Genomic DNA, 22,213 nt, shown 5'->3' on the forward strand with positions numbered 1-22,213 from the left:
TGAAAAGAGGGGACAAATCTAAGCAATTATGGACATGGAGTGCAAATTTTGTAAAAAAATTACGCCCATCCGGGAAAAATAGTGGCAGAATCCTTCCCTTATAACAATTTCACAACCTGATATTTCTGACTGATGTATCACGGAGATCCGCTCATGTTACGCCGTGCCCCTGCCCTACTGCCGCTGCTGGCTGCGTTGTTTTCCCTCTATTTTATCTGGGGTTCCACCTATCTGGTGATCCGTATCGGTGTAGAAAGCTGGCCGCCAATGCTGCTGGCCGGACTGCGATTTTTACTGGCTGGCGTGGTGCTGCTGGCTTTTCTGCTGCTGAGGGGTGAGAAGCTGCCTTCCTGGCGTGAAGCTCGTAATGCGGCGATGATCGGTATCCTGCTGCTGGCGATGGGTAACGGCGCGGTCACCGTGGCCGAACATCAGCATGTGCCCTCCGGACTGGCAGCGGTGATGGTTGCCACCGTGCCGCTGTTTGCCATGTGTTTTAGCCGGTTATTCGGTATTGCGACCCGCTGGATCGAGTGGCTGGGGATTGCCGTGGGCCTGGTAGGGATTATTCTGCTTAACAGTGCCGGTCATCTGGCGGGGAATCCCTGGGGCGCACTGATGATTCTCGGCGGTTCACTGACGTGGGCGTTTGGCTCGGTATGGGGCTCGCGCATTGCTCTGCCGCGCGGCATGATGGCAGGAGCGATAGAGATGCTGGCAGCAGGCGTGGTGCTGCTCACGGCGAGTCAGTTAAGCGGTGAGCACCTGACGCAGACTCCGGCCCTGTCAGGCTTCTTCGCCCTCGGTTATCTCAGCCTGTTTGGATCAGTCATCGCTATCAACTCCTATATGTTCCTGATCCGCAATGTCACACCGGCTATCGCAACCAGCTATGCCTACGTTAATCCGGTCGTAGCCGTGCTGCTGGGTATTGCCTTTGCCGGTGAAAGCCTGTCAGGACGCGAATGGCTGGCGCTGGGGATTATTGTGCTGGCGGTGGTGCTGGTCACGCTGGGCAAATATATCTTCCCGGCCAAACCGATCGTCAAGACCTGCGAGCCTTAACGTTCCAGCTGGCGAATACCCTGCTCGTCGATCTCGCCGTTGCCTTCTGCGGCGCAGATCCACTCTTCCAGACGGGTGCGCAGAGCCTCCTCTTCCAGCCGCGTTTTGCCGCGTAGCGCGCACTCCCACACCAGCAGGACGCGCCAGCCGCTGGCACTTAGCTCATCAATATAGCGTTTATCACGCGCCACATTACTGTCGATTTTTCCCTGCCAGAAGGCGGTGCGGGTGGCTGGCATTTTAAACAGATGGCAGTGATGGCGATGCCAGAAGCAGCCGTGCACAAAGATAATTGCCTGATAGTCGGGCAGCACAAAGTCCGGACGACCGGGCAGTGATTTATCCTGTACCCGGTAGCTTAGATCCAGTTCGACCAGCAGCTCTGCCAGCCGTTTTTCGATTGCCGTATCGCGGGTACGTATAGCGCGCATATTCTTACTGCGCACTTCTGAAGAGTGAACGTCGGCCATCTTGATATTCCTTTAACGAAGACCTTAAGTGTAGCTAATCGTGGCTCTGCCGTGGTGGTCGCCAGCCACATTTCACCGGCGCGGCTTTACCGCCTGTTCAATCCAGGGTTGCAGCAGCTTTGCCACGGCAGCGAAAGCAGGCACCACCACCGAGTTACCAAACTGACGGTAGGCCTGCGTGTCCGACACCGGAATATGAAACTGCTCTTTGCCGGGCTGTTCAAAACCCATCAGCCGGGCGCACTCACGCGGCGTCAGGCGACGAGGACGACGCTGCTGATTTTCCTCGTTGTCGAAATCCTGTTCGCCCAGCGCTTTATCCCAGCCGCGATCGATCAGGATTTCTGATCCATCTTTGTAGTAGCGTGCTGACAGGGTACGCACCACGCCCTGCTCCAGCTCCGGGTCAACCAGCCCATAGCCAAAGCCATTACCGCGTGCCTGGTGCTTTTTCGCGTACTGATAGAGGTACTTCCACAGCGTGGTGGTCAGAATATATTTCGCATCCACTACCGGATCGAGCAGGGCTTTTAACGGCGTGCGCTGCTGCGGATAGAGCGTCGGCAAGGCGCTGAGGCTGAAGGTGGGCAGCGCGAGGTCGCGGCGGAAGCCGACCAGTACAATACGTTCGCGGTGCTGGGGCAGGAAATGCCTGCCGTCGATAATTTTCGGATCCGGCGAACCGACGATCGCCGCATCCGCCACGTCATAACCCAGCTCGTCCAGCGTTGACATAATGATGCGGAAGGTGTTGCCCTTATCATGGCTTTTCAGGTTCTTGACGTTTTCCAGCACAAATATTGCCGGCTTTTTAGCCGTGATAATACGCGCCACATCGAAGAACAGCGTTCCCTGCGCTTCATCTTCGAAGCCATGCTTACGCCCCAGCGCATTTTTCTTCGATACGCCCGCCAGCGAGAACGGCTGACAGGGGAAACCTGCCAGCAGCACGTCGTGATCCGGCACCTGCTGGCGAATATGCTGATACGCCTGCTCTTCCCCCACCTGCGCATCACCACTCAACGTGATATCACGGATATCCTGGTTGAAGCGATGCTGCTCTTCATCGCAGTACCAGTTGGCTTTGTAGGTGCGTACTGCATGTTTGTTCCATTCACTGGTGAAAACACACTGACCGCCAATCGCCTCGAAGCCGCTGCGGATACCGCCGATACCGGCAAACAGGTCAATAAAGCGAAACGCATAGTGAGGATGATGTGCCGGAGGCGCGGGCAGCATACTGTGCAGCAGGCTGACTTCAGCTTCATTCAGGGTTTTACGGCTGTTGCCCTTGACCCAACGGTTTACCGACTCCCGCGTCCACTCCTGCTGGCTGACCTTGCGCAGGATCGCCGCTACGGTTTTCTGGTCATAAATTTCCAGCACGCGCATTAGCAGCTGGCGATCCTGCTCTTCTTTATGCTGCGCCTGTACTCGTGCCTGTTCGGCCAGCTCTGCGGCCACGCGGTCAAAATCGCTCATATTCACTCAGTTCAAGGGATAAACAGGTGTCAGTCTATCACTTAGTTGACCCAGCGACAGGCAGAAATTTCCCCTGCGCCATTGGTGATTAATGACAGCGGGAAATGATGCCACTACACTGACGCTGTTTGATTGATAAAAAAGGAGTTAATGCCGATGAGCACCCTGGAACGCGAGCAGCTTACCCTGCCCGATGGCGCTAAAAAACTGCTGCTACACTCATGCTGTGCGCCCTGCTCCGGCGAGGTAATGGAAGCGTTACAAGCGTCGGGAATTGATTACACTATCTTTTTCTACAACCCGAATATTCATCCGCAGAAAGAGTACCTGTTACGCAAAGAGGAGAACATCCGCTTTGCCGAGCAGCACGGCATTCCGTTTGTTGATGCTGATTATGATACCGATAACTGGTTTGCCCGTGCGAAAGGCATGGAGTGGGAGCCGGAACGCGGGGTGCGCTGCACGATGTGCTTTGATATGCGTTTCGAGCGCACCGCTCTTTACGCCTTTGAGCACGGTTTTCCGGTGATCTCCAGTTCACTGGGTATTTCGCGCTGGAAGAATATGCAGCAGATTAATGAGTGTGGCGATCGGGCGGCAGCGCCTTATCCTGGTATTCATTACTGGGACTATAACTGGCGCAAAAAAGGCGGCTCTGCACGGATGATCGAGATCAGCAAGCGCGAACGCTTTTATCAGCAGGAGTACTGCGGCTGTGTCTATTCGCTGCGTGATAGTAATCTGCATCGTAAAAGCCAGGGCCGGCCATTAATCAAGCTCGGTGTGCTTTATTACGGTGATGAAGAGCAGTAACCGCAGAAAATGCCGCTGGGTTTAAGCAGGCTGGCCGACGGGTTGCAGGTGTCAGTAACATCATCTCAAGCGCTATGCGCGACAGCGTCTCTCTGAGTGAAAGACGCTGGATACCGGGTTATTTTTTCTTCTTAGACTTTTTCAGCAGCGCACGAATTTGTTTCAGTTCTGCCTGAGTGAGCTGCTCAGAGGTCTCTTCTTCCGTGTTAGTGTTGTCTACCGCGCCCGGTGCCTGAGCAGAGAAGCTCTGAACCAGATGCTGGGTAACCAGATCGCTGAGGGAGAGCTGGCTCTCCAGGGCGAGCGCTTTAATCGTTTCTTTTAAGGCGGGATCAATCTTAATGGTTAAACTGACTTTGTCGGTCATTGCCTGATTCTCCTGATTATTGTCCAGACAACGTAACCCGTAACTTACGGTTTAACCATACTGTCATAAAAATTTAATATTTGACGCCACCTGGCGCGAACTCATCGATAACGCTTTGATCCAACGCGCAGAAATCACCTTTCAACTCCGCACAGAGTTTAGCCATATAGGTGACGAGGAAACTGGTATTAAATTCTGCCAAACGCCGCCCTTCCGCCGTCTGCATGGTTTCGGGCAATTTAAGTAGTTTCTTCTGGAAATGATCCAGCGCCCATTCTGCGTCATCCAGCGGGCGGTTGCGCGCCAGCGGATCGTGGCTATCAAACAGCGAACGTCCTAATGCTCCAGAAACGTAGAATACCCGCGCCAGCCCGATGGCGCCCAGCGACTCCAGGCGGTCGGCATCCTGCACAACCTTCGCTTCTATTGTCTCTGCGGCAACGCCTGCACTAAAGCTGTGTGCATGCACCGCATGGGCCACCGCTTCAATTTTGTCAGCCGGAAAATCAGCGAACACCTGCCGTAGCACCCGGCGCGTTTCGTCGGCGGCCTGCGCTGAAGCCAGATGACGTTCCGGATGGTTTTTCGGCAGGTTAACGATGTCATGGAAGTAACATCCGGCCAGTACCACCAGCTCATCCGCTTCCGTTCCCGCCATAATACGTTGTGCTGACTGCCAGACCCGGGTCAGATGTGCCACATCGTGGGCTTTATCATCATGCTGCCAGGTCTCATGCAGCCAGTGTTCAAAACGAGATTGCCAGTCGCTTAGTGTCATAGACATCCTTAGTTGTTTTATCGCTAATTCACTCTTAGCGGGGGATGCAATATTTTACTTTTTAAATCATACAGTAAGAAAAAACCAGGCAGATGAATTTTTTATTTCTGAATATATATATTGAATGCTATTTGATCAGCGCCGCCTGATTTCATCAACCAGCCCAGACTTCACTCAGTGCACCAAGCAATTCCACACCTGTTAAGAGAGATAAACAGATGAAGTTTCTGTCAATTACCCACGCTGCACATTTCATTTTCAAAGATATGGCTATTCTTTAGCCAGTTTTTATATGCTAGAAAGTTATTTTGTTAACGTTAAAGGACTACGTTATGACTATCTCGTTTGATGTTTTATGGAATGCGCACCCTGAAATTAAAGGCGATGCAAACCCCTGCCGCCTGCCCAACGGCCTCAAAGCTTTTGAAGACCAGTGCGCGATAAGAATCGGAACAGCCCTTGCTCGCTGCGGAGCGAATATCGCCCGGCTCAACGCTACCTTCTGCTGGCATCATCCTAAAAAGGAAGGCCATATACTACGCGCTGAAGAACTTGCCATTTCCCTGCGATACGCCCCTTTCGAAGGAATGCTGCCGATGGTTAAAGTCACTCCTGAGAACTTTGAGAAGGTTTTAAGAAACGAGAGGGGAATCATATTCTTTAAAGATTTTTGGCGGCGAGGAAATGAGTCTTTTGCAAATCGTTCAGGCGATCATATTGACCTCTGGAACGGCAAGCGTCTGACCGCCAAAGCAACCTGGTTCCGTATACAATGGGGTTGGCATTACGACGGCATTGCAAGCGACTTTTTTAAATCTAAAGAGATCTGGTTTTGGAAGATGAGATGAATGGACTCAAAATTGCTGTAGCCGCTTTGGCTGGTGCTGCACTGTGTCTGGCGGCGCTGATTGCAGGCTTTCCTCGTCTGGCACTGCTGATAACCGGCCCGGTAGTCAGTAACGATGAGATGAACCAAAACGTGGTGTTATTTCTTATCAGCACTCCTCTTTCCGTTGTTATCGGTGCACTTATCGGTGGTGTTCTTATGCGGCGACGACTCCAAAAAAAGCGAAATTGATGATGTACCCCCTGGGCCAGGCTATCCCTTGATTATTTTCAATCCGCACCTATATATCGGAAAAAACGATGCTGTTAATCCCCGGCGACCCAGCCATTGTCGATAAAGATACGCTGGTGCATTTTTTGCATTTTCAGTCAATTCTGGGGGATTTTTATCTGGCTGTTTTTTGATCTAAATGTTAAACAATGGTTATGTCATAAAATTTAACAGAACGGCCATCAGGGGGTGAGCTCATCAGGCTACTCAGGGGGATAACTGAATTACAGGGTGCAATGAACGTAGCGCGATGGCGCTTAACCATTCATCGCACTAACAGATTTTATTATGGTAAAATCTCCATTTGGTAACCTCGTCGCGGGTAAGTGATGATGCACTCAGATTCACCAGTGGCCTGCTTTCTGTTGCCTGACAGGTGACAAAATCTGCCCGCAGCTATTGTTTTTATAAGATTTTCTGATGATTAGTAAAATAAACATGCTGAACTAATTTTATGAGCTAATGTTAGGAATTATCTGTATTGTATTTTTACTTTGCTTATGAACCAGGAACTGGTCAAGAAAGTTATATTAGAGGTTAAAACATGAAAGAACGCCCGATTCTATTTAGCGATCAACGGGTGCGCGCCCTGCTGTCAGGCCAACAAAATCAGACACGGCGCATCATGAAATCCCAAATGTTTGGCCCTGGTCAGGACAACCATGAGGGTTGCTACGGTATTGATGTACTTAGCAATAATTTGCAAGGCAATCGTGTGCTGGGCATGGAAAATCTCAGCTATCACTGCCCTTATGGGCAGCCGGGCGATCGTCTGTGGGTTCGTGAAACGTGGCGAGGCCCGGTAGTGCCCCCGGAAGAGATGGCGCGGTATCAGGCCTCTCCGGCGCAGTTTAAAAACATTGATTACTGCCAATATCGCGCTGACTCCAATATCTATACCACGGATGAAGAAGATGCGAACTTTGGCTGGCAGGCTGGTATTCATATGCCGCGCTGGGCGAGCCGTATTGACCTGACTATCACTGCCATCCGCGCGGAAAGAATTCAGGATATCAGTGATGATGATGTGATGGCCGAAGGGGTGCAGGTGGATTCCCACTTCCTTAACAACTTTTTCACCATGCACAGTGAAGCCGTGTCAGCAAAAGATGCCTACCGCAAGCAGTGGGCCATTCAGTACGGTGGCACCAGTTGGGAAGTTAATCCCTGGGTGTGGGTTATCGAATTTGAGCGTACCTGATCCTCTAATTTAAGCAGCGCTGTGATATTTTTCAGCGCTGCTTGCGTTTTATCACAGACAAACTGCAATATAACTGATTGAATATTCCCCTTATTCACCGATGTAGCGGTCACCTTTCTGTTACGTTTTTTCGTAGCCAGGGCCTGTTTACAGCGTCGGAATAAACACATGTCTTACTGATAAGTTTTTCATCAGGCGGGAGTGACAACAGCATGATCAAATGGCCGTGGAAAGGCGGAGATGACGCCGCTGAGAGTGGGCTGCCCTGGCAACAGGCGCTGCAAATACCGCTGCTGGCAACCTTAACGGATGCCGAGCATCAGGCATTGTGCCAGCTTGCCACTCGTTTTTTACGCCAGAAACGCCTGGTTCCTTTACAGGGCTTTGAACTCGATGAGTTGAAAAGCTGCCGTCTGGCGCTGCTGTTTTGTCTGCCGGTTCTCAGCCTGGGATATGACTGGCTGGATGGTTTTCATGAAGTGCTGATCTACCCTTCCCCGTTTATGGTTGACGATGAATGGCAGGATGAGTTCGGCCTGGTGCATCGTGAGCAGATAGTACATGCCGGGCAGAGCTGGCAGCAGGGGCCGGTTGTGCTGAACTGGCTTGATGTGCAGGACTCTTTCGATCTCTCCGGCTATAACCTGGTGATTCATGAAGTCGCTCACAAACTTGATGCTCGCGGTAGCGGAGAAGCTAACGGGGTGCCGGCCATTGCCCTGCGTGACGTTGTGGGCTGGGAGCGCGATCTGCACGCCGCGATGAATAATATTCAGGACGAGATCGACCAGGTAGGAGAAAATGCCACCAGTATTGATGCCTATGCCGCCAGTGAACCAGCCGAGTGTTTCGCCGTTTTATCTGAGTATTTTTTCAGCGCACCGGAGCTGCTGATCGCCCGTTTCCCGGCGCTCTATCAGCGTTTTCGTCAATTTTATCGTCAGGATCCGCATCAGCGCCTGGAGCAGCAACAGCTACACCATAATGTCGGTGGAATTGTTCACTAATCGGTCGGGTTGATTCAAACGCAGCCAATTGAAAGCTAAACCGTTTTTTACTGTTGACAGTCTGATGGCGTCTCGCTACTATTCGCCTCGTTCCACAATTCCTCTGTAGTTCAGTCGGTAGAACGGCGGACTGTTAATCCGTATGTCACTGGTTCGAGTCCAGTCAGAGGAGCCATATTTAGAAAAGCCCGCTCAGGGAAACCTGAGCGGGCTTTTTGTTTTCATGCCGCTGTGCCTATATGGTTTGATATAACAGGTTAGCGTGAGAAGGTGCTGTCAGCGACAGCATAGAGCAAGGCCGTCGTTTCTGGGGTTCAATAATCAGGCAGCCATTATTAACAGTCATGCCCGCTTCAGAAATTTAGCGGGCTTTTGGCTTACTCAGGAAATGACCATTTTAGTCAACAGTCACTTTTAAGGTGATAAACTTCTCAGTATCAATGATGACAGCAGTACGGCAGCGGAAGAGGCTGTATCCAGGCTATATTGCAGCTGTAAAGGGCAAATATAGGGGCGCATAACCAGATAGATGGCATTTGCGGTCTCATCCAGCGGAGTTTTGCGCTCGAACTCGCCTGCCTGCCTGCCTTCCTGAATGATCAGCTGTATCAGCTGACGCAGACGCTGCTGGTGCGCAGCTGCCGAAGGCCAGTTATCCCGCGAAGCAACGGCAGCAATGTCATAAAGCATACGGTCGTGAAAAAACAGATCGCTACCGGCTTCGGTCAGCGCCCGGAACAAACGCCGCAATTTTTCCGAGGCAGTAGGCGCATCGGCGATGGCCTGATCAACAATTTCAGCGAGCTGTGCCAGCCGGTTGGCGCAAATCACTTCGCCAATCGCCTGCTTCGAATCGAAAAATTTATAGATATAAGCTTTGGAAAAGCCAATGGCTTTGGCTAAATCGGACACGGTAGTTTTTTCGTAGCCAAAATGCCCAAAATGCGCTGTGGCAGCTTCCACTACCTGGTCACGGATATTATGCTCAGAAGGACCACGTGCGGGGGTTTCGTTTGTCTGTATAGTCATATCTCCAGCTTAACTCAATGAGTTTTGATAGACAACGCGTGACCATAATGTGATTTTTTCACAACTATCTCAAGTTGATTTGGGTTAACTATTTGTCTGTTATCCGCCATCAGCCCGACTAAAGAGTAACGGGCTGCACAGGGGCGACTATTACAATAGTTTGAGGAAATCCGTAACCGAGGTGGTTACTTCAGCGATGCGTGGCTCACTGCGGCGATAGTAAGTCCATTTGCCTACTTTTGTCGCTTCAAGCATTCCTGCATCTTGCAGAACCTTCAGGCAGAGCGATGTGGCGGGTTGTGACAAACCCGCCTTATCCTGAATGAGGCTGGCGCAAACGCCGTACTGGCTGAAATCATAAAGCTGGCTGTAACCGGCGAACGCATCCGCCGGGCTTTTTAGCCATTGTAATACTGCCATCCGTACCGGGTTGGACAGTAATTTCATGGCGTTTTCAGGTGACATTCAGCCTCACAAAACAATCATCAACGATAAGTCGGGTAGTCAGTATATCCTTTACTGGTGCCGCCATACAGAGATGAAGCATCTGCCGGATTTAATGGATGCCCCTGCTCTAAGCGGGCGGGTAGATCCGGATTAGCGATAAACGTTCTGCCAAAGCCAAATAGATCACCCCACCCATTTTCCAGAACCCGCTGCGCCTTTTCGCGGGTATAACGCCCGGCATACATAATTGGCGATCGGAAGGCCTGGCGCAGTGCGCTGCGGAAATCCTCCGGCAGCTCCGGGCTGTTATCCCAGTCAGCTTCCGCGATAGAGAGATAGCCGATATCCAGATCATTCAGCATTTTCGCCGCTGTAATATAGGTGGCATACGGATCGCTCTCTACCAGCCCGAGATAAACGCGCTCTTCATCAGTACTGGTGAACAGTGGCGCAAAGCGTACGCCCACCCGCTGGCTGCCAAACACCGGACTGATTGCTTCCACGATCTCTTTCAGGAAACGCAGTCTGTTTTCCAGCGAACCGCCATATTCGTCAGTACGGAAATTGGTGTGCTCAGAGATAAACTGATTAATCAGATAACCATTGGCCGAATGCAGTTCAACACCATCAAAACCCGCTTTTTTGGCGTTTTCTGCTGCGGTGCGATACAGCGCAACGATCTCTTTTACTTCTGCGGTTGTCAGTTCACGCGGCGCAGAGGGTGAGGTCAAAACGCCTTCTCCCGGGCCGGTCTCAATAAACACCCGCACGCCGGTGGCGGTGACCGCAGAAGGCGCGACGGGTGCCTGTTCTGCTGGCTGAAGCGCAGTGTGCGATACACGGCCAACATGCCAGAGCTGGCAGAAAAGAGTTCCCCCTTCTTGATGAACGGCATCTGTTACCTTTTTCCAGCCAGCGATCTGCTCTTCGCTGTGGATCCCCGGTGTCCAGGCGTAGCCCTGCCCGCGAGGTTCAATCTGTGTGCCTTCAGTGATCATAAATCCAGCGCTGGCCCGCTGGCGATAGTATTCAACCATCATTTCACCCGGAATATTGCCGGGTTGTTCACTACGGCAGCGGGTCAAAGGAGGAAGTGCAATACGGTTACGCAAGGTGATACCGCCGAGCTGTAGCGGGCTAAAGAGTGTTTTATCAGTCATAATTTCATCAAGTTCCAAATGAATCAGTGCCGCTCATTATATTTAAAGATTTAAATATGTAAATGCATTTAGCGATATCCGGCCCATCAAATTGTCAATCAACGTAATCCCGAATAAAAATCATTCACACTAAGGTATAGCCTGTGCTATACCTTATAGCAAATGCTAATTGCGTACTAATTATAAGCAAATTCTTAGGGGGGTTGTATGGGTTTTCTGTATCCGTTTAAAAGCCTGATCTGCGCCACGCTGCTGGTTCTGTTACCGCTGACGCCCGCGCTGGCGCAGGAAAAATTCAAGGTTATCACGACCTTCACGGTGATTGCCGATATGGCGAAAAACGTGGCAGGCGATGCCGCAGACGTTGCATCTATTACTAAAGCCGGAGCAGAAATTCACGAGTATCAACCCACCCCCGGAGATATCAAGCGGGCGCAGGGAGCACAGCTGATCCTCGCTAACGGACTCAACCTGGAGATGTGGTTCCAGCGTTTTTATCAGCATCTGAAAGGCGTACCTGAAGTGGTGGTTTCAGACGGTATCGTGCCGATGGGCATCAGCGAAGGCCCTTACAGCGGTAAACCTAATCCCCACGCGTGGATGTCGCCAGAGAATGCGCTGATCTACGTAGATAACATCCGCGATGCGCTGGTGAAATATGACCCGGCCAACGCCGATACCTATCGCCACAACGCCACCGTCTATAAACAGAAAATCAGTGCCACCGTTGCCCCGGTACAGCAGGCGCTGGCGCAGATCCCGGAGGATAAACGCTGGCTGGTCACCAGTGAAGGAGCGTTCTCCTATCTGACCCGTGATTTTGGCCTGAAAGAGCTGTATCTGTGGCCGATCAACGCCGATCAGCAGGGAACCCCGCAGCAGGTGCGCAAGGTCATCGACAAAGTGAAGCAGGAGAAAATTCCGGCGGTATTTAGCGAGAGCACCGTGTCCGATAAAGCCGCTCGCCAGGTGGCGCGTGAAACCGGCAGTCACTACGGCGGGGTGCTGTATGTTGACTCCCTCAGCGCTGCTGATGGCCCGGTACCGACCTATCTTGATTTACTGCGCGTCACCAGTGACACCATCGTAAAAGGTATTCAACAGGGGTTAGCCAAATGACAGATACCCATGCTGCCCCGGATGGCATCCGGGTTACCGACCTGACGGTCACCTACCGTAACGGCCATACCGCCCTGCGTAGCGCCACGTTGCAGGTGCCGGGGGCCAGTATCGCCGCGCTGGTCGGAATCAACGGTTCCGGTAAATCCACGCTGTTTAAAGCAATAATGGGATTTGTTCCGCTCTCCGCCGGGTCAATTACTCTGCTGGATCAGCCCGCACACCGGGCGCTGAAGCAGAACCTCGTCTCCTATGTGCCGCAGTCTGAAGATGTGGACTGGTCTTTCCCGGTGCTGGTTGAAGACGTGGTCATGATGGGGCGCTACGGCCATATGGGAATGTTGCGCATTGCTCGCGCAGAAGACAAACGTCTGGTTACCGAGGCGCTGGAGCGCGTTGGCATGGCGGATTTCCGTCATCGGCAGATTGGTGAACTCTCCGGCGGTCAGAAAAAACGCGTCTTCCTGGCCCGGGCCATCGCCCAGCGCGGCCAGGTAATTCTGCTTGATGAGCCATTTACCGGCGTGGACATTAATACCGAACGTCAGATTATCAGCCTGCTGCACGAGCTGCGCGCTGAAGGGCGTACCCTGCTGGTTTCCACTCACAATCTGGCCTCGGTCAGCGAATACTGCGACCATACGGTGATCGTCAAAGGCACCGTGCTCGCCTGTGGCCCAACGGCGACCACCTTCACCCGTGAAAATCTGGAAAATGCCTTTAGCGGTGCGCTACGCGACGTGGTATTCGGCGATGGCACAGCGCAGCCCGCACTGACCACTGCACAGGGGAACGGCTGATGGCGTGGCTGGCTGAACCTTTCCACTATCAATATATGCTTAATGCCATGTGGGTATCAGCGCTGGTTGGCGGCGTATGTGCGTTTCTCTCCTGCTATCTGATGCTCAAGGGATGGTCGCTGATTGGCGATGCGCTGTCACACTCGATCGTTCCGGGGGTAGCCGGAGCCTATATGCTCGGGCTGCCCTTTGCACTGGGTGCGTTTCTTTCCGGCGGTTTAGCGGCAGGCAGTATGCTGTTTCTGAATCAGCGTACCCGGCTGAAGGAGGATGCGATTATCGGACTGATCTTCTCCTCATTCTTTGGACTCGGGCTGTTTATGGTGTCGCTTAATCCCACTTCGGTGAATATTCAGACCATCGTGCTGGGTAATATCCTCGCAATTGCGCCGGAAGATATTATCCAGCTGGCGCTGATTGGCTTTGTCTCGCTGCTGATCCTGCTAATCAAATGGAAAGATCTGATGGTGACTTTCTTTGATGAGAACCATGCCCGCTCGGTCGGTTTAAACCCGACGCGTCTGAAACTGCTGTTTTTCACCCTGCTGGCCGCCTGCACCATCGCCGCGCTGCAAACCGTCGGTGCATTTCTGGTGATCTGTCTGGTGGTTACGCCGGGTGCTACCGCTTATCTGCTGACCGACCGCTTCCAGCGGCTGCTGATTATTGCGGTGCTGATCGGCAGCAGCACCAGCTTTTTCGGTGCATGGGTCAGCTACTATCTGGACGGTGCCACCGGCGGGATTATTGTTGTGGCACAGACGCTGGTGTTTCTCACTGCTTTTGTATTTGCACCCAAACACGGGCTGCTGGCACGGCGCAGACGCGCGGCTAACCCGCAGCAGGAGGCGCTATGAGCATGACAGAGCTGCTGTTAAGCCCGTTTGACTTTGATTTTATGAATACCGCGCTCACCATCTCGGTTATTGTTGCCATTCCCTGTGCCCTGCTCTCCAGCTTTATGGTGATCAAGGGCTGGTCGCTGATGGGTGATGCCATGAGCCACGCGGTGTTCCCCGGCGTGGTTATCGCCTGGATTATCGGTATTCCACTGGTTATCGGGGCTTTTTGCGCCGGACTTTTCTGTGCGCTGGCAACGGGTTATCTGAAGGAGAACAGCCGCATCAAGCAGGATACGGTGATGGGGATTGTCTTCTCAGGGATGTTTGCCGCCGGGCTGATCCTCTATATTGCGGTGCAATCAGAAGTGCATCTCGACCATATTTTGTTTGGCGATATGCTGGGAATTTCCACCAGTGACATTCTGCAAAGCGGAGCCATTGCCTGTGTGATTGCGCTGATTATTGGCGTGAAGTGGCGCGATCTGATGCTGCATGCCTTCGACCCGCAGCAGGCAAAAGCCTGTGGCCTGAACATCCGACTGCTGCATTACGGGCTGTTGAGTATGATTGCCCTGACGATAGTTGCTACGCTGAAGGCGGTAGGTATTGTGCTGTCTATTGCGCTGCTGATAGCACCTGGTGCCATTGCTATTCTGCTGATGCGCACCTTCTCCAGCGTGATGATCTGCGCGATGCTGCTGTCAGTAACCGTGTGCTTTAGCGGCACCTATTTATCATTTTTCCTCGACAGCGCCCCCGGTCCGACCATCGTCGTGCTATTTGCACTGCTGTTTATTATCGCGTTTATCTGGTCGGTACGCCGCGATCGACGGATGGTGCTCTCATAGTTCAATACAGCAACGGCGTCTGAAAAAGACGCCGTTGCTGTCTGTTTTAGCTGATATCCTGGCCGTTAGTGGCTATCACCTTCTGATACCAGTGGAAGGACTTTTTCTTATAGCGGTTACCGCTGCCGTTGATATTGTCATCGAGATCAACATAGATAAAGCCGTAACGCTTGCTCATCTCCCCCGTCGACATACTCACCAGATCGATACAGCCCCACGGGGTGTATCCCATCAGTTCAACGCCGTCATCAATGGCTTCCGCCATGGCATCAATATGCTTACGCAGATAGTTAATGCGATAGTCATCGGCGATAGTAAAGTTTTCGTCCGGTTCATCCACCGCGCCCAGTCCGTTTTCAACAATAAACAGTGGCTTTTCATAGCGGTCATATAGCTGGTTCAGCGCAATACGCAGGCCGACCGGGTCAATCTCCCATCCCCATGCGCTGGCCTCCAGGAACGGATTACGCGCCCCGCCCAGCAGATTACCGCTGGCCGCTGCCGCATTCGGGTCGGTGGCACAGGTGGTGGAAGACATATAGTAGCTGAAGCCGATATAGTCGACGGTATGCTGTTTAATCAGATCCAGGTCGCCCGGCTGAATATCCAGCGTAACGCCCAGTGACTGCCACAGTTTTTTCGCATAGTACGGATATTTCCCGCCAGCCTGCACATCGGCGCAGTAGAAGTTGAACGCCTGCGTCTCTTTCAGTGACGCCAGCTGGTTAAGGGGATTACAGTCGTAAGCGTAGTTGGTGGCAAACAGGATCATGCAGCCCATCTGGATCTGCGCGTTTGTTTCATGGGCAATTTTCACCGCCAGGCTGCTGGCAACAAACTGGTTATGCCAGCCCTGGAATTTCGCCTGCGCCTCCAGTGCGCCAGTTTTCACCGTCAGTCCCTGGCTCATCATTGGGAAATGTGCCGCACTGTTAATCTCGTTAAAGGTCATCCAGTACTTCACCTTATGACCAAAGCGCTCCAGCACCGTGCGGGCAAAGCGTTCGAAATGTGCGATCAGCTCACGGTTTTTCCAGCCGCCAAATGCGGTCGCCAGATGAAGCGGCATCTCATAGTGAGAAAGAGTGATTACCGGTTCAATGCCGTGAGCGATACAGGCGTCAATGACCTGGTCATAGTGACTGAGGCCCGCTTCGTTAGGCTGTTGCTCAATGCCGTTCGGGTAGATGCGCGTCCAGGCGATGGAGAAGCGATAGCATTTAAAGCCCATTTCTGCAAACAGTGCGATATCTTCGCGGAAGCGGCGATAGTGGTCGATGCCTTTATGGTTGGGATAGGTGTAGCGGCTTTCATCCAGCGTGAAGTCGAACTCCGGCGAGGCAACAATACTCAGGCGCTGCTTTCCACCCGGGATGGCATCGACAATCGACAGGCCTTTGCCGTCGATATCGTATGCGCCTTCAACCTGATTAGCAGCGGTCGCACCGCCCCACATAAAGCCCTGCGGAAACCTTTGTTTCATAAGAATCATTCCTTAACCATCGGTTTTACCGTATGCCGATACGCTGCCTGCTCGATGCAGCACACGCTGAGTATGCCAAGATTTTAGAACAAAAGCGGATGAGCGCACAGGTTAACCTTGCTTCAGCGGTAATTGCGCACCAGAAATGTTCAGGAAATCATCAAGTTGATGCAAACATCGGCACTTGATTGCCGAAGGTGACTTTTGACGTTGACACCCTCCTCCGCGATGATTAATATTCGCCTCGTTCACACGATTCCTCTGTAGTTCAGTCGGTAGAACGGCGGACTGTTAATCCGTATGTCACTGGTTCGAGTCCAGTCAGAGGAGCCAAATTTAAAAAAGGAGACTTCCTCAGAAGTCTCCTTTTTGCGTTTCTGTCTGTTGGTTATCCCTCTCCAGTCGTTCACTCCCGCTCACCATAAACCGCTCTCAGTTATACTGTAAGTATCCCGCATAATCGTCTATTCACATTTAGAAACCTTCCGGCTTACTCAATAAATTCGTTGAACTAAAACGTGTATATTGACAGATCTTTTATCCTAATTGATTGATGGTAATTGTGAGCCACGGTTCGCTACAGTTGGCGTGCTTTGGCTGGATGCTGGAGAGGTTTGGAAATGAGCAGCACATAAGAAACAATGTGCTGCTACCGAACAAATACCGATTACTAAACCCTAGAATGGAAAGCATATATTGCTTTATTCATCTCGTTTAAATACTAGCTGGTAGTCATATTTATCGAAATCAATGTGATGTGAAAATAATGGTTGTAAATCGTTCCTCCACGAACTTAATACATCAAACCCACCATCATATATTCTTCCATCAAAGGGTAAATTAAATTTTTTGATTAGACTCCCATCTTGCCCTAAATCGGCAGAAGTCTCTTTATTGATCAAAATCTCATCTATTTTATCAAACCATTCTAATGTTAATTTCAGTCCCATCTTTCACCTCACAGGTATCTTTTAATATTTCGACCTTTAACAGGAGTTTTTAAATGCTCACCTGTCTTATAATCTACAGACCCTAAATGCTCACCATTACTCGCCCTGAATTCCTCAAGTTCACCGTGCTGAGAATCCCATTCGTAAATCCGCCTACCTTTAGTATCAACCCAGCGCTCTCTAAGTCCACCGCCACCTTGTTTAGGTGTTTTTTTCTTAGCCTGTCTTAGACCTGAAATACCAATTTCACTCGTTTCCGGTGCTGGATGATAATCATGACCTTTATCAGGAATACCTGAACGTCCCTGACTAAGATATACATAAATCGGCGGAATATCCGCTATCGGCAGAATAAGAATATAATCGGCAAAGCTCTTCTCTTCCGGTGCCGGAGTAGTTGTAGCCTCAATACGGGTATCTTCCGGCAGTGGATCAACTACGACCGGGTTCGGGATCCATACGGGGTTCTGGTTGCCTGTATTCGAAGGAACATTGACACCTGAACCGTCTGGCGTCCAGATGATGGTAATACGCGGATCTTCCTCCGTGATAAACGTATACGCATTCCGGCTGCTGTCCCACTCCATCTTACGCACACGCACCATATCCTTACCCGGTGGTGTATGCCAGCCATGAGGAACCGGATTACCCTTATCGTCCTGCTCCCACATATAACGCACCCGGCTTGGTGCTTCACGCATCTGTTCCAGACGCATCCGGTCAATAAAATCCTGTTCACCGTCATTGAGTCTTCCGGGCATCATTCCCATGACGACTGCTGCGATGGGAGCACCGGGGCCGCTGGCAGCAATCCTTCCAAGTCCTGTAGCCATTTCCCCCAGTTTTACCGCCCATGTTCCTGACGTAATGGCACTTCCACCGACCAGACCAAGGACACTGGCACCTTCAACAGCCGTCTGAGCGTTAACAGCACTCGTCGCTGCTGCTGTTGCCCGCTGGTATTCGACTTCCTCATGATTACCGAACCACCATTTATACAGGGCGCTTCGTTTCTTTGGCTCTGGAATATCGTCAACAGGTTTCTTTTTCTTGGCTGTCTGCGCGTGTTGTGGAATATCATTATCTGATGCTGGCTCGGCTGGAGGAACAGCCTGATAAAATGCCATTTTCGCAATTTACGCATACCTTTTCCTCATCGGTCATAGGCAGACCAGATTTTGGCCTGTAATCGCCTGCTGGAATTCATTTATTTTTTCGGGGCGTCATATCGTTTGTACCGATCGAAAAAAACGACACCATAGGCACAGGCTATCACAATCATAATATCGATCGATATAAACAATTGTTGGGGCGATCGATTTATCAATATTAATCGACAAAAACTATCAATAGTGAAACTATCGATCTTTACAACCAATTGATTTATGAGGCAGATATGCGAATACCTGAAGTCTTATGAGATTATTCGCGAACAAAAATCCGAAGATAAAAGGAACGAAAGATATATTAATTGGTGATTATATAATGTTAAGAATGTGCTCTATCACCACTGATAGAGCACTAATTCAATCAAATAGGTCGAAAAGCCAGCTGATAATCATATCGCTGCAAATTTAGTTGATGCTGAAAATACGGTTGTATATATGGCAACCATTCGACTACCACGTCATATACACCATCATAGATCTGAGGTTCGTTAGATAGACCAATCTTATCCAAAAAATAAACATTATTATCTAAAACACCTGAAAATTCCTTTCCTTCCCCCTCAGATGTTTGTTTATTGAACCAATGTAATCTCATTTTATAAGACATACTCTATTATTACCATTTATCTCTATAATCGAATGAAATGAAATAATCATAAGAAGATAAATTGATACGATGTGTGAAATGAGGCTGTAAATGCATGACCCAATCACTTCTTAGCTCAAAAGATCCGTTATTTACAATATCTTTTGTTGGTAAGCCTAAGCCATCAGTCATAATGCTGGCATCATCACCAAAATCAATAGAATATTCCTTACCTACACCCAACTCTGTTAACTTATCGAACCATTGCAGTCTTAATTTCAATCCCATTTTGGCCTCACAAATAACGTTTAATATTTCGGCCTTTTACAGCAGGCTTCAATTGTTCACCAGTTTTATAATCTACCGACCCAAGATGCTCACCGTCGCTTGCACGATATGTTTCAAGTTCACCATGCTGTGAATCCCATTCATATACACGCCGCCCTTTCGCATCAATCCAACGTTCACGCTTACCCCCTCCGCCCTGCTTAGGAGTTTTAGGCTTGGCCTCTGATAATCCAGAAATACCAGTAATCTCACTGGTGTCTGGAGCTGGATGATAGTCATGCCCATTTTGTGGTAAGCCATTACGAGGCTTACTCCAATAAATATAAATCGGCGGAATATCCGCTATCGGCAGAATAAGAATATAATCTGCAAAATTCTTCTCTTCCGGTGCCGGAGTGGTTGTAGCCTCAATACGGGTATCTTCCGGCAGTGGATCAACTACGACCGGGTTTGGGATCCATACGGGGTTCTGGTTGCCTGTATTCGAAGCAACATTGACACCTGAACTGTCTGGCGTCCAGATGATGGTGATACGCGGCTCTTCCTCCGTGATAAACGTATACGCATTCCGGCTGCTGTCCCACTCCATTTTGCGCACACGCACCATATCCTTACCCGGTGGTGTATGCCAGCCGTGCGGAACCGCATCGCTGTTGCTGTCGTTTTCCCACGTATAACGCACCCTGCTGGGCGCTTCATGCATCTGCTCCAGCCGCAACCGGTCGATAAAATCCTGTTCTCCCTCATTCAGCCTGCCGGGCATCATCCCCACTAACAGCGCAGCGATGGGTGCTCCGGGGCCGCTGGCAGCAATGGCGCCAAGTCTGGTGGCGCTGCTGACGGCCCAGGTTCCTGAGGTAATGGCACTTCCGCCAATCAGGCCAAGCACGCTGGCTCCTTCTAGCGCGCTCTGAGCGTTAGCGGCACTCGCTGCTGCCGCTGCTGCCCGCTGATATTCAACTTCCTCGTAGTTACTAAACCACCATTTATACAGGGCGCTGCGTTTCTTCGGCTTTGGAATATCTTCCGCAGGTTTCTTTTTCCTGGCACTCTGGGCATGTTGAGGGACATCATAGTTCGACGCGGGATCGGCGGGAGGAATTGCCTGATAGAACGCCATCCTGGCAAAATTGGTGTGGGGTTCACTCTCCTGCCCGGCATCATTACAGCCCTCACCCCGGAGGCAGGATTTGGCGAAGACGGGCGTTTTAACATTCTTTGCCGCATTAGCTGCCACGCTACTCAGTGCGCTGCCTGAGCCAGCCATAGAGCCATAAACCGCCGGAGAACCACCAGATGAAGTTAACCCACTGCTCCGACTCTCATATTTCATTGCCGGATAATGAGTGACAATGAATCCTGAACGACAGGGACAGCCGCTGACGCTGTCCAGCGTTCCGGCGACAGGTATTCGTTCAGCGCCTTCCACATCCGTCATAAAACTGATGCCGCCTGTAATCCTGTATTGCCCTTCGTGTTTACCGCAGGTCACGATATCACCGTGACGGGCTACGGGCCGGCTATGTGCTCTGCGTCCCGGATTACCACTAATTATCCGGCCACCACAGGTTGTTTTATCTCCCAGGCATAAAACGTATCCGGTTGCCATAATCATTCATCCCTGACTGAAAACAGGCGATGACCTGTTGTTAAAAAGACGGAGATGGTTTTATTTTTTATTTCATCAACGATGAAAGAATGCGGAAATAGCGTATCAATGTCATTCATCCCGGCCAGTTGTTCCGCCGTAGACGATGATTGATCCGTTATTGCCAGAATTGCGGGGGTAAGTTCGTTGGTGTATTGACAGTCCATTGTTTTCCTTGTCCTTAAGGTTTAAAACAAAGGCAATACTAACCGATCCTTAATTTGACTTAAAGTCCTTACCCACGGGATAAAAAACGATCAGTCAGAGACGGAAGAAAACGAAATATTACACCGCTGATTGCCCCGGATTATATTTTCCAGCCCTGTATTACACGTCCAGTTTACGACCCATCAGCCACTCGACCATTGCCGGGTCGCGGTTCGGGAAGAAGACGCTGGTGGCGGTGTCCAGTGCGGTAATTTTCAGTATATCCTCCCGGGTCAGGGCAAAATCCAGCACGTTGATATTCTCAACCATCCGCTCTTTGCACACTGATTTCGCCAGCGAGACAATGTCGCGATGGAAGCGCCAACGTAATACCACCTGCCCGACGCTTTTACTGTCTTTATCGCCGATAGCGCTTAAAACCGGATGCTGAAACAGACCGTTGCGCCCTCCGGCAAACGGTGCCCAGGCTTCCGGTTGAATGCCTCTGCTCCAGACGTTCAAAAAAATCCATTTTCCATCCCTGTTATTTGTTCATATTGCTTGCGAGCATGCCGCAGGAACATCTGAGTAAAATGGTTAAAAAACACTCATGAAACACTGTGCGCGAATATTCAAAATTTACTCTATGCCGCATGAAGTGCATGGAAAAATATCCCTATCTGTAAAATTTCCTGTTAAGCAGGATATTTACAGCAAATACACAGAGTTTTTGCTCAAAAATTATCTCAGACCGTTTTTTATTTTAAGCTGATATTATTATTTTTCGCCCATCTCCTTAATCTGCCATTAGCATTGGCGTAGGGGGATGAAGTGTTAAATGAGATCATTCGGCCCATAGTCCATTTTGTATACCATGGTTTACCATATAAAGTGTCATCAGTAAGTTCATCAATAAGTTTCACTATTTCATCTTTTACTGCCTCTAACTCAGTAATTAAAACGGTGTAATTCAACTCGCTATAGTCAGAGTAAAATTTTTGCGCCAGAAGCCCAAGTTGATTCCACTTAAAACCGGTTTCTGGAAAATTAACAGGCAATCCTTGCTCGCGAGCAGTAATCCACTTTACAACCAGAGTGTTCCATCCAAGCAGATAGGAGACCAGATCACGAACACTCATTTCCGTTCCCTTGCTGTGTCCCTCCATAGATTTATCTGAGGTGAGCTCCGGAGGGATGGCATTAAGATAACTAATTAATTTATTGAAATTTTTATTAATTGCTAACAGCAATTCAGATTTCGTTTGCGGCACATTCATACTGAGTTACCCCGCACTTCAAAAGAGATCCATAAAGATGCCATGAGGTGTTTAAATATCAACCAATTATGCGCATCTGTTAAGCACCATCCCTGGTTGAGTTCAAACATAATTGCCCCT

The 22,213-nt window shown here is 50.4% G+C and carries 25 protein-coding genes, 2 tRNA genes and 2 pseudogenes; 12 read left to right on the plus strand and 17 right to left on the minus strand.

The annotated features are described in order from the left end of the window. Nucleotides 1–153: 153 nt before the first annotated feature. Nucleotides 154–1,065, plus strand: a complete 912-nt coding sequence (gene yedA / locus GN242_RS11880) for a drug/metabolite exporter YedA (protein WP_154750898.1) — start codon at nt 154–156, stop codon at nt 1,063–1,065. Here the strand turns inward: yedA and GN242_RS11885 are convergent. Together GN242_RS11885 and GN242_RS11890 are read right to left on the minus strand one after the other, a co-directional pair. Continuing rightward, nucleotides 1,062–1,535 carry a very short patch repair endonuclease gene (locus tag GN242_RS11885; RefSeq protein WP_154750897.1) on the minus strand — a complete coding sequence of 158 codons (474 nt, stop codon included), beginning with the start codon at nt 1,533–1,535 and terminating at the stop codon, nt 1,062–1,064. The genes yedA and GN242_RS11885 overlap by 4 nt on opposite strands. A gap of 72 nt (nt 1,536–1,607) precedes the next feature. Continuing rightward, entirely contained in the window at nt 1,608–3,017 is a 1,410-nt protein-coding gene (locus GN242_RS11890) for a DNA cytosine methyltransferase (RefSeq protein ID WP_154750896.1), read from the minus strand. Nucleotides 3,018–3,173: 156 nt separating this feature from the next. On the opposite strand from GN242_RS11890, the gene GN242_RS11895 reads away from it, so the two are divergent. After that, nucleotides 3,174–3,830, plus strand: a complete 657-nt coding sequence (locus GN242_RS11895) for an epoxyqueuosine reductase QueH (protein ID WP_154750895.1) — start codon at nt 3,174–3,176, stop codon at nt 3,828–3,830. 118 nt (nt 3,831–3,948) lie between these two features. Here GN242_RS11895 and GN242_RS11900 read toward each other — a convergent pair whose 3' ends face one another. Together GN242_RS11900 and GN242_RS11905 are read right to left on the minus strand one after the other, a co-directional pair. Further along, entirely contained in the window at nt 3,949–4,197 is a 249-nt protein-coding gene (locus GN242_RS11900; protein ID WP_154750894.1) for a hypothetical protein, read from the minus strand. A 73-nt stretch (nt 4,198–4,270) separates the two neighbouring features. Further along, a complete protein-coding gene (locus GN242_RS11905) occupies nt 4,271–4,975 on the minus strand; it encodes a phosphohydrolase (protein ID WP_156287540.1) in 705 nt (234 codons plus the stop codon). 332 nt (nt 4,976–5,307) lie between these two features. Between GN242_RS11905 and GN242_RS11910 the strand changes: the two genes are divergently transcribed. From GN242_RS11910 to GN242_RS11930, 5 genes are all read left to right on the plus strand, one after another. After that, the gene (locus tag GN242_RS11910; RefSeq protein ID WP_154750892.1) at nt 5,308–5,823 is read left to right on the plus strand and encodes a T6SS effector amidase Tae4 family protein; all 516 of its coding nucleotides are present in this window, start codon (nt 5,308–5,310) and stop codon (nt 5,821–5,823) included. Further along, the gene (locus GN242_RS11915; protein WP_154750891.1) at nt 5,820–6,053 is read left to right on the plus strand and encodes a hypothetical protein; all 234 of its coding nucleotides are present in this window, start codon (nt 5,820–5,822) and stop codon (nt 6,051–6,053) included. Before GN242_RS11910 ends, GN242_RS11915 begins: the two co-directional genes overlap by 4 nt. A 583-nt stretch (nt 6,054–6,636) precedes the next feature. Further along, on the plus strand, nt 6,637–7,293 hold the full coding sequence (locus GN242_RS11920; RefSeq protein ID WP_154750890.1) for a hypothetical protein: 657 nt from the start codon (nt 6,637–6,639) through the stop codon (nt 7,291–7,293). 212 nt (nt 7,294–7,505) lie between these two features. Next, nucleotides 7,506–8,300: a DgsA anti-repressor MtfA gene (gene mtfA, locus GN242_RS11925; RefSeq protein WP_154750889.1), complete on the plus strand. Its 795-nt coding sequence runs from the start codon at nt 7,506–7,508 to the stop codon at nt 8,298–8,300. Between the two features lie 99 nt (nt 8,301–8,399). Continuing rightward, a tRNA-Asn gene (locus tag GN242_RS11930) sits at nt 8,400–8,475 on the plus strand. A gap of 239 nt (nt 8,476–8,714) precedes the next feature. Here the strand turns inward: GN242_RS11930 and GN242_RS11935 are convergent. The 3 genes from GN242_RS11935 to GN242_RS11945 all read right to left on the minus strand — a co-directional run bounded on the left by GN242_RS11935 (nt 8,715) and on the right by GN242_RS11945 (nt 10,936). Further along, nucleotides 8,715–9,329, minus strand: a complete 615-nt coding sequence (locus tag GN242_RS11935) for a TetR/AcrR family transcriptional regulator (RefSeq protein WP_154750888.1) — start codon at nt 9,327–9,329, stop codon at nt 8,715–8,717. Nucleotides 9,330–9,479: 150 nt separating this feature from the next. After that, entirely contained in the window at nt 9,480–9,794 is a 315-nt protein-coding gene (locus GN242_RS11940; RefSeq protein ID WP_154750887.1) for an ArsR/SmtB family transcription factor, read from the minus strand. Between the two features lie 20 nt (nt 9,795–9,814). Further along, the gene (locus tag GN242_RS11945; protein WP_154750886.1) at nt 9,815–10,936 is read right to left on the minus strand and encodes an alkene reductase; all 1,122 of its coding nucleotides are present in this window, start codon (nt 10,934–10,936) and stop codon (nt 9,815–9,817) included. Between the two features lie 207 nt (nt 10,937–11,143). Between GN242_RS11945 and GN242_RS11950 the strand changes: the two genes are divergently transcribed. Genes GN242_RS11950 through GN242_RS11965 form a run of 4 tightly spaced genes read left to right on the plus strand, consistent with a single transcriptional unit; the run spans nt 11,144 to nt 14,545 of the window. Next, complete coding sequence (locus GN242_RS11950) at nt 11,144–12,055, plus strand: metal ABC transporter substrate-binding protein (protein WP_154750885.1); 912 nt, start codon at nt 11,144–11,146, stop codon at nt 12,053–12,055. After that, the gene (locus tag GN242_RS11955; protein ID WP_154750884.1) at nt 12,052–12,855 is read left to right on the plus strand and encodes a manganese/iron ABC transporter ATP-binding protein; all 804 of its coding nucleotides are present in this window, start codon (nt 12,052–12,054) and stop codon (nt 12,853–12,855) included. The genes GN242_RS11950 and GN242_RS11955 overlap by 4 nt, the downstream gene beginning before the upstream one ends. Beyond that, the gene (gene sitC / locus GN242_RS11960) at nt 12,855–13,712 is read left to right on the plus strand and encodes an iron/manganese ABC transporter permease subunit SitC (protein WP_154750883.1); all 858 of its coding nucleotides are present in this window, start codon (nt 12,855–12,857) and stop codon (nt 13,710–13,712) included. Before GN242_RS11955 ends, sitC begins: the two co-directional genes overlap by 1 nt. Then, nucleotides 13,709–14,545 (plus strand): metal ABC transporter permease, encoded by an 837-nt coding sequence (locus tag GN242_RS11965; protein WP_154750882.1) that lies wholly within the window; start codon nt 13,709–13,711, stop codon nt 14,543–14,545. The genes sitC and GN242_RS11965 overlap by 4 nt, the downstream gene beginning before the upstream one ends. A gap of 46 nt (nt 14,546–14,591) precedes the next feature. On the opposite strand, the gene GN242_RS11970 is transcribed toward GN242_RS11965, so the two are convergent. Then, on the minus strand, nt 14,592–16,028 hold the full coding sequence (locus GN242_RS11970; protein WP_156287541.1) for a glycoside hydrolase family 1 protein: 1,437 nt from the start codon (nt 16,026–16,028) through the stop codon (nt 14,592–14,594). Between the two features lie 257 nt (nt 16,029–16,285). Between GN242_RS11970 and GN242_RS11975 the strand changes: the two genes are divergently transcribed. Then, nucleotides 16,286–16,361: transfer RNA gene (locus GN242_RS11975), tRNA-Asn, on the plus strand. 368 nt (nt 16,362–16,729) lie between these two features. On the opposite strand, the gene GN242_RS11980 is transcribed toward GN242_RS11975, so the two are convergent. The 9 genes and pseudogenes from GN242_RS11980 to GN242_RS12015 form a co-directional block, all read right to left on the minus strand. Further along, complete coding sequence (locus GN242_RS11980; protein WP_154750880.1) at nt 16,730–16,978, minus strand: colicin E3-like toxin immunity protein; 249 nt, start codon at nt 16,976–16,978, stop codon at nt 16,730–16,732. Nucleotides 16,979–16,986: 8 nt separating this feature from the next. Beyond that, a complete protein-coding gene (locus GN242_RS11985) occupies nt 16,987–18,105 on the minus strand; it encodes an S-type pyocin domain-containing protein (RefSeq protein ID WP_156287542.1) in 1,119 nt (372 codons plus the stop codon). Between the two features lie 403 nt (nt 18,106–18,508). Next, nucleotides 18,509–18,754, minus strand: a complete 246-nt coding sequence (locus GN242_RS21920; RefSeq protein ID WP_156287543.1) for a colicin E3-like toxin immunity protein — start codon at nt 18,752–18,754, stop codon at nt 18,509–18,511. A gap of 9 nt (nt 18,755–18,763) precedes the next feature. Further along, on the minus strand, nt 18,764–19,021 hold the full coding sequence (locus tag GN242_RS11995; RefSeq protein ID WP_154750878.1) for a colicin E3-like toxin immunity protein: 258 nt from the start codon (nt 19,019–19,021) through the stop codon (nt 18,764–18,766). A gap of 7 nt (nt 19,022–19,028) precedes the next feature. After that, nucleotides 19,029–20,459 carry a colicin E3/pyocin S6 family cytotoxin gene (locus GN242_RS12000; RefSeq protein ID WP_231617091.1) on the minus strand — a complete coding sequence of 477 codons (1,431 nt, stop codon included), beginning with the start codon at nt 20,457–20,459 and terminating at the stop codon, nt 19,029–19,031. A gap of 21 nt (nt 20,460–20,480) precedes the next feature. Beyond that, nucleotides 20,481–20,636 (minus strand): annotated as a pseudogene (locus GN242_RS21925) (PAAR domain-containing protein); the annotation flags it as partial. Continuing rightward, entirely contained in the window at nt 20,633–20,836 is a 204-nt protein-coding gene (locus tag GN242_RS12005) for a hypothetical protein (protein ID WP_156287545.1), read from the minus strand. The gene GN242_RS12005 and the pseudogene GN242_RS21925, both read right to left, overlap by 4 nt. A 160-nt stretch (nt 20,837–20,996) precedes the next feature. Next, nucleotides 20,997–21,326, minus strand: a pseudogene (locus tag GN242_RS12010) (aldo/keto reductase); the annotation flags it as partial. Nucleotides 21,327–21,574: 248 nt separating this feature from the next. Beyond that, a complete protein-coding gene (locus tag GN242_RS12015) occupies nt 21,575–22,093 on the minus strand; it encodes a ClbS/DfsB family four-helix bundle protein (RefSeq protein WP_156287546.1) in 519 nt (172 codons plus the stop codon). Nucleotides 22,094–22,213: the final 120 nt, after the last annotated feature.

It is taken from the genome of Erwinia sorbitola (assembly GCF_009738185.1).
In the GTDB taxonomy this organism is placed as follows: Bacteria; Pseudomonadota; Gammaproteobacteria; order Enterobacterales; family Enterobacteriaceae; genus Erwinia; species Erwinia sorbitola.

Coding starts and splice junctions, on each gene's coding strand:
- GN242_RS11945 (WP_154750886.1), bottom strand. CDS start 10,936: ATGACTGATAAAACACTCTTTAGCCCGCTACAGCTCGGCGGTATCACC.
- mtfA (WP_154750889.1), top strand. CDS start 7,506: ATGATCAAATGGCCGTGGAAAGGCGGAGATGACGCCGCTGAGAGTGGG.
- GN242_RS11950 (WP_154750885.1), top strand. CDS start 11,144: ATGGGTTTTCTGTATCCGTTTAAAAGCCTGATCTGCGCCACGCTGCTG.
- GN242_RS11895 (WP_154750895.1), top strand. CDS start 3,174: ATGAGCACCCTGGAACGCGAGCAGCTTACCCTGCCCGATGGCGCTAAA.
- yedA (WP_154750898.1), top strand. CDS start 154: ATGTTACGCCGTGCCCCTGCCCTACTGCCGCTGCTGGCTGCGTTGTTT.
- GN242_RS11900 (WP_154750894.1), bottom strand. CDS start 4,197: ATGACCGACAAAGTCAGTTTAACCATTAAGATTGATCCCGCCTTAAAA.
- GN242_RS11955 (WP_154750884.1), top strand. CDS start 12,052: ATGACAGATACCCATGCTGCCCCGGATGGCATCCGGGTTACCGACCTG.
- GN242_RS11920 (WP_154750890.1), top strand. CDS start 6,637: ATGAAAGAACGCCCGATTCTATTTAGCGATCAACGGGTGCGCGCCCTG.
- GN242_RS11980 (WP_154750880.1), bottom strand. CDS start 16,978: ATGGGACTGAAATTAACATTAGAATGGTTTGATAAAATAGATGAGATT.
- sitC (WP_154750883.1), top strand. CDS start 12,855: ATGGCGTGGCTGGCTGAACCTTTCCACTATCAATATATGCTTAATGCC.
- GN242_RS11915 (WP_154750891.1), top strand. CDS start 5,820: ATGAATGGACTCAAAATTGCTGTAGCCGCTTTGGCTGGTGCTGCACTG.
- GN242_RS21920 (WP_156287543.1), bottom strand. CDS start 18,754: ATGTCTTATAAAATGAGATTACATTGGTTCAATAAACAAACATCTGAG.
- GN242_RS11890 (WP_154750896.1), bottom strand. CDS start 3,017: ATGAGCGATTTTGACCGCGTGGCCGCAGAGCTGGCCGAACAGGCACGA.
- GN242_RS12000 (WP_231617091.1), bottom strand. CDS start 20,459: ATGACGGATGTGGAAGGCGCTGAACGAATACCTGTCGCCGGAACGCTG.
- GN242_RS11995 (WP_154750878.1), bottom strand. CDS start 19,021: ATGGGATTGAAATTAAGACTGCAATGGTTCGATAAGTTAACAGAGTTG.
- GN242_RS11885 (WP_154750897.1), bottom strand. CDS start 1,535: ATGGCCGACGTTCACTCTTCAGAAGTGCGCAGTAAGAATATGCGCGCT.
- GN242_RS11910 (WP_154750892.1), top strand. CDS start 5,308: ATGACTATCTCGTTTGATGTTTTATGGAATGCGCACCCTGAAATTAAA.
- GN242_RS11965 (WP_154750882.1), top strand. CDS start 13,709: ATGAGCATGACAGAGCTGCTGTTAAGCCCGTTTGACTTTGATTTTATG.
- GN242_RS11935 (WP_154750888.1), bottom strand. CDS start 9,329: ATGACTATACAGACAAACGAAACCCCCGCACGTGGTCCTTCTGAGCAT.
- GN242_RS11985 (WP_156287542.1), bottom strand. CDS start 18,105: ATGGCATTTTATCAGGCTGTTCCTCCAGCCGAGCCAGCATCAGATAAT.
- GN242_RS11940 (WP_154750887.1), bottom strand. CDS start 9,794: ATGTCACCTGAAAACGCCATGAAATTACTGTCCAACCCGGTACGGATG.
- GN242_RS11970 (WP_156287541.1), bottom strand. CDS start 16,028: ATGAAACAAAGGTTTCCGCAGGGCTTTATGTGGGGCGGTGCGACCGCT.
- GN242_RS12005 (WP_156287545.1), bottom strand. CDS start 20,836: ATGGACTGTCAATACACCAACGAACTTACCCCCGCAATTCTGGCAATA.
- GN242_RS12015 (WP_156287546.1), bottom strand. CDS start 22,093: ATGAATGTGCCGCAAACGAAATCTGAATTGCTGTTAGCAATTAATAAA.
- GN242_RS11905 (WP_156287540.1), bottom strand. CDS start 4,975: ATGACACTAAGCGACTGGCAATCTCGTTTTGAACACTGGCTGCATGAG.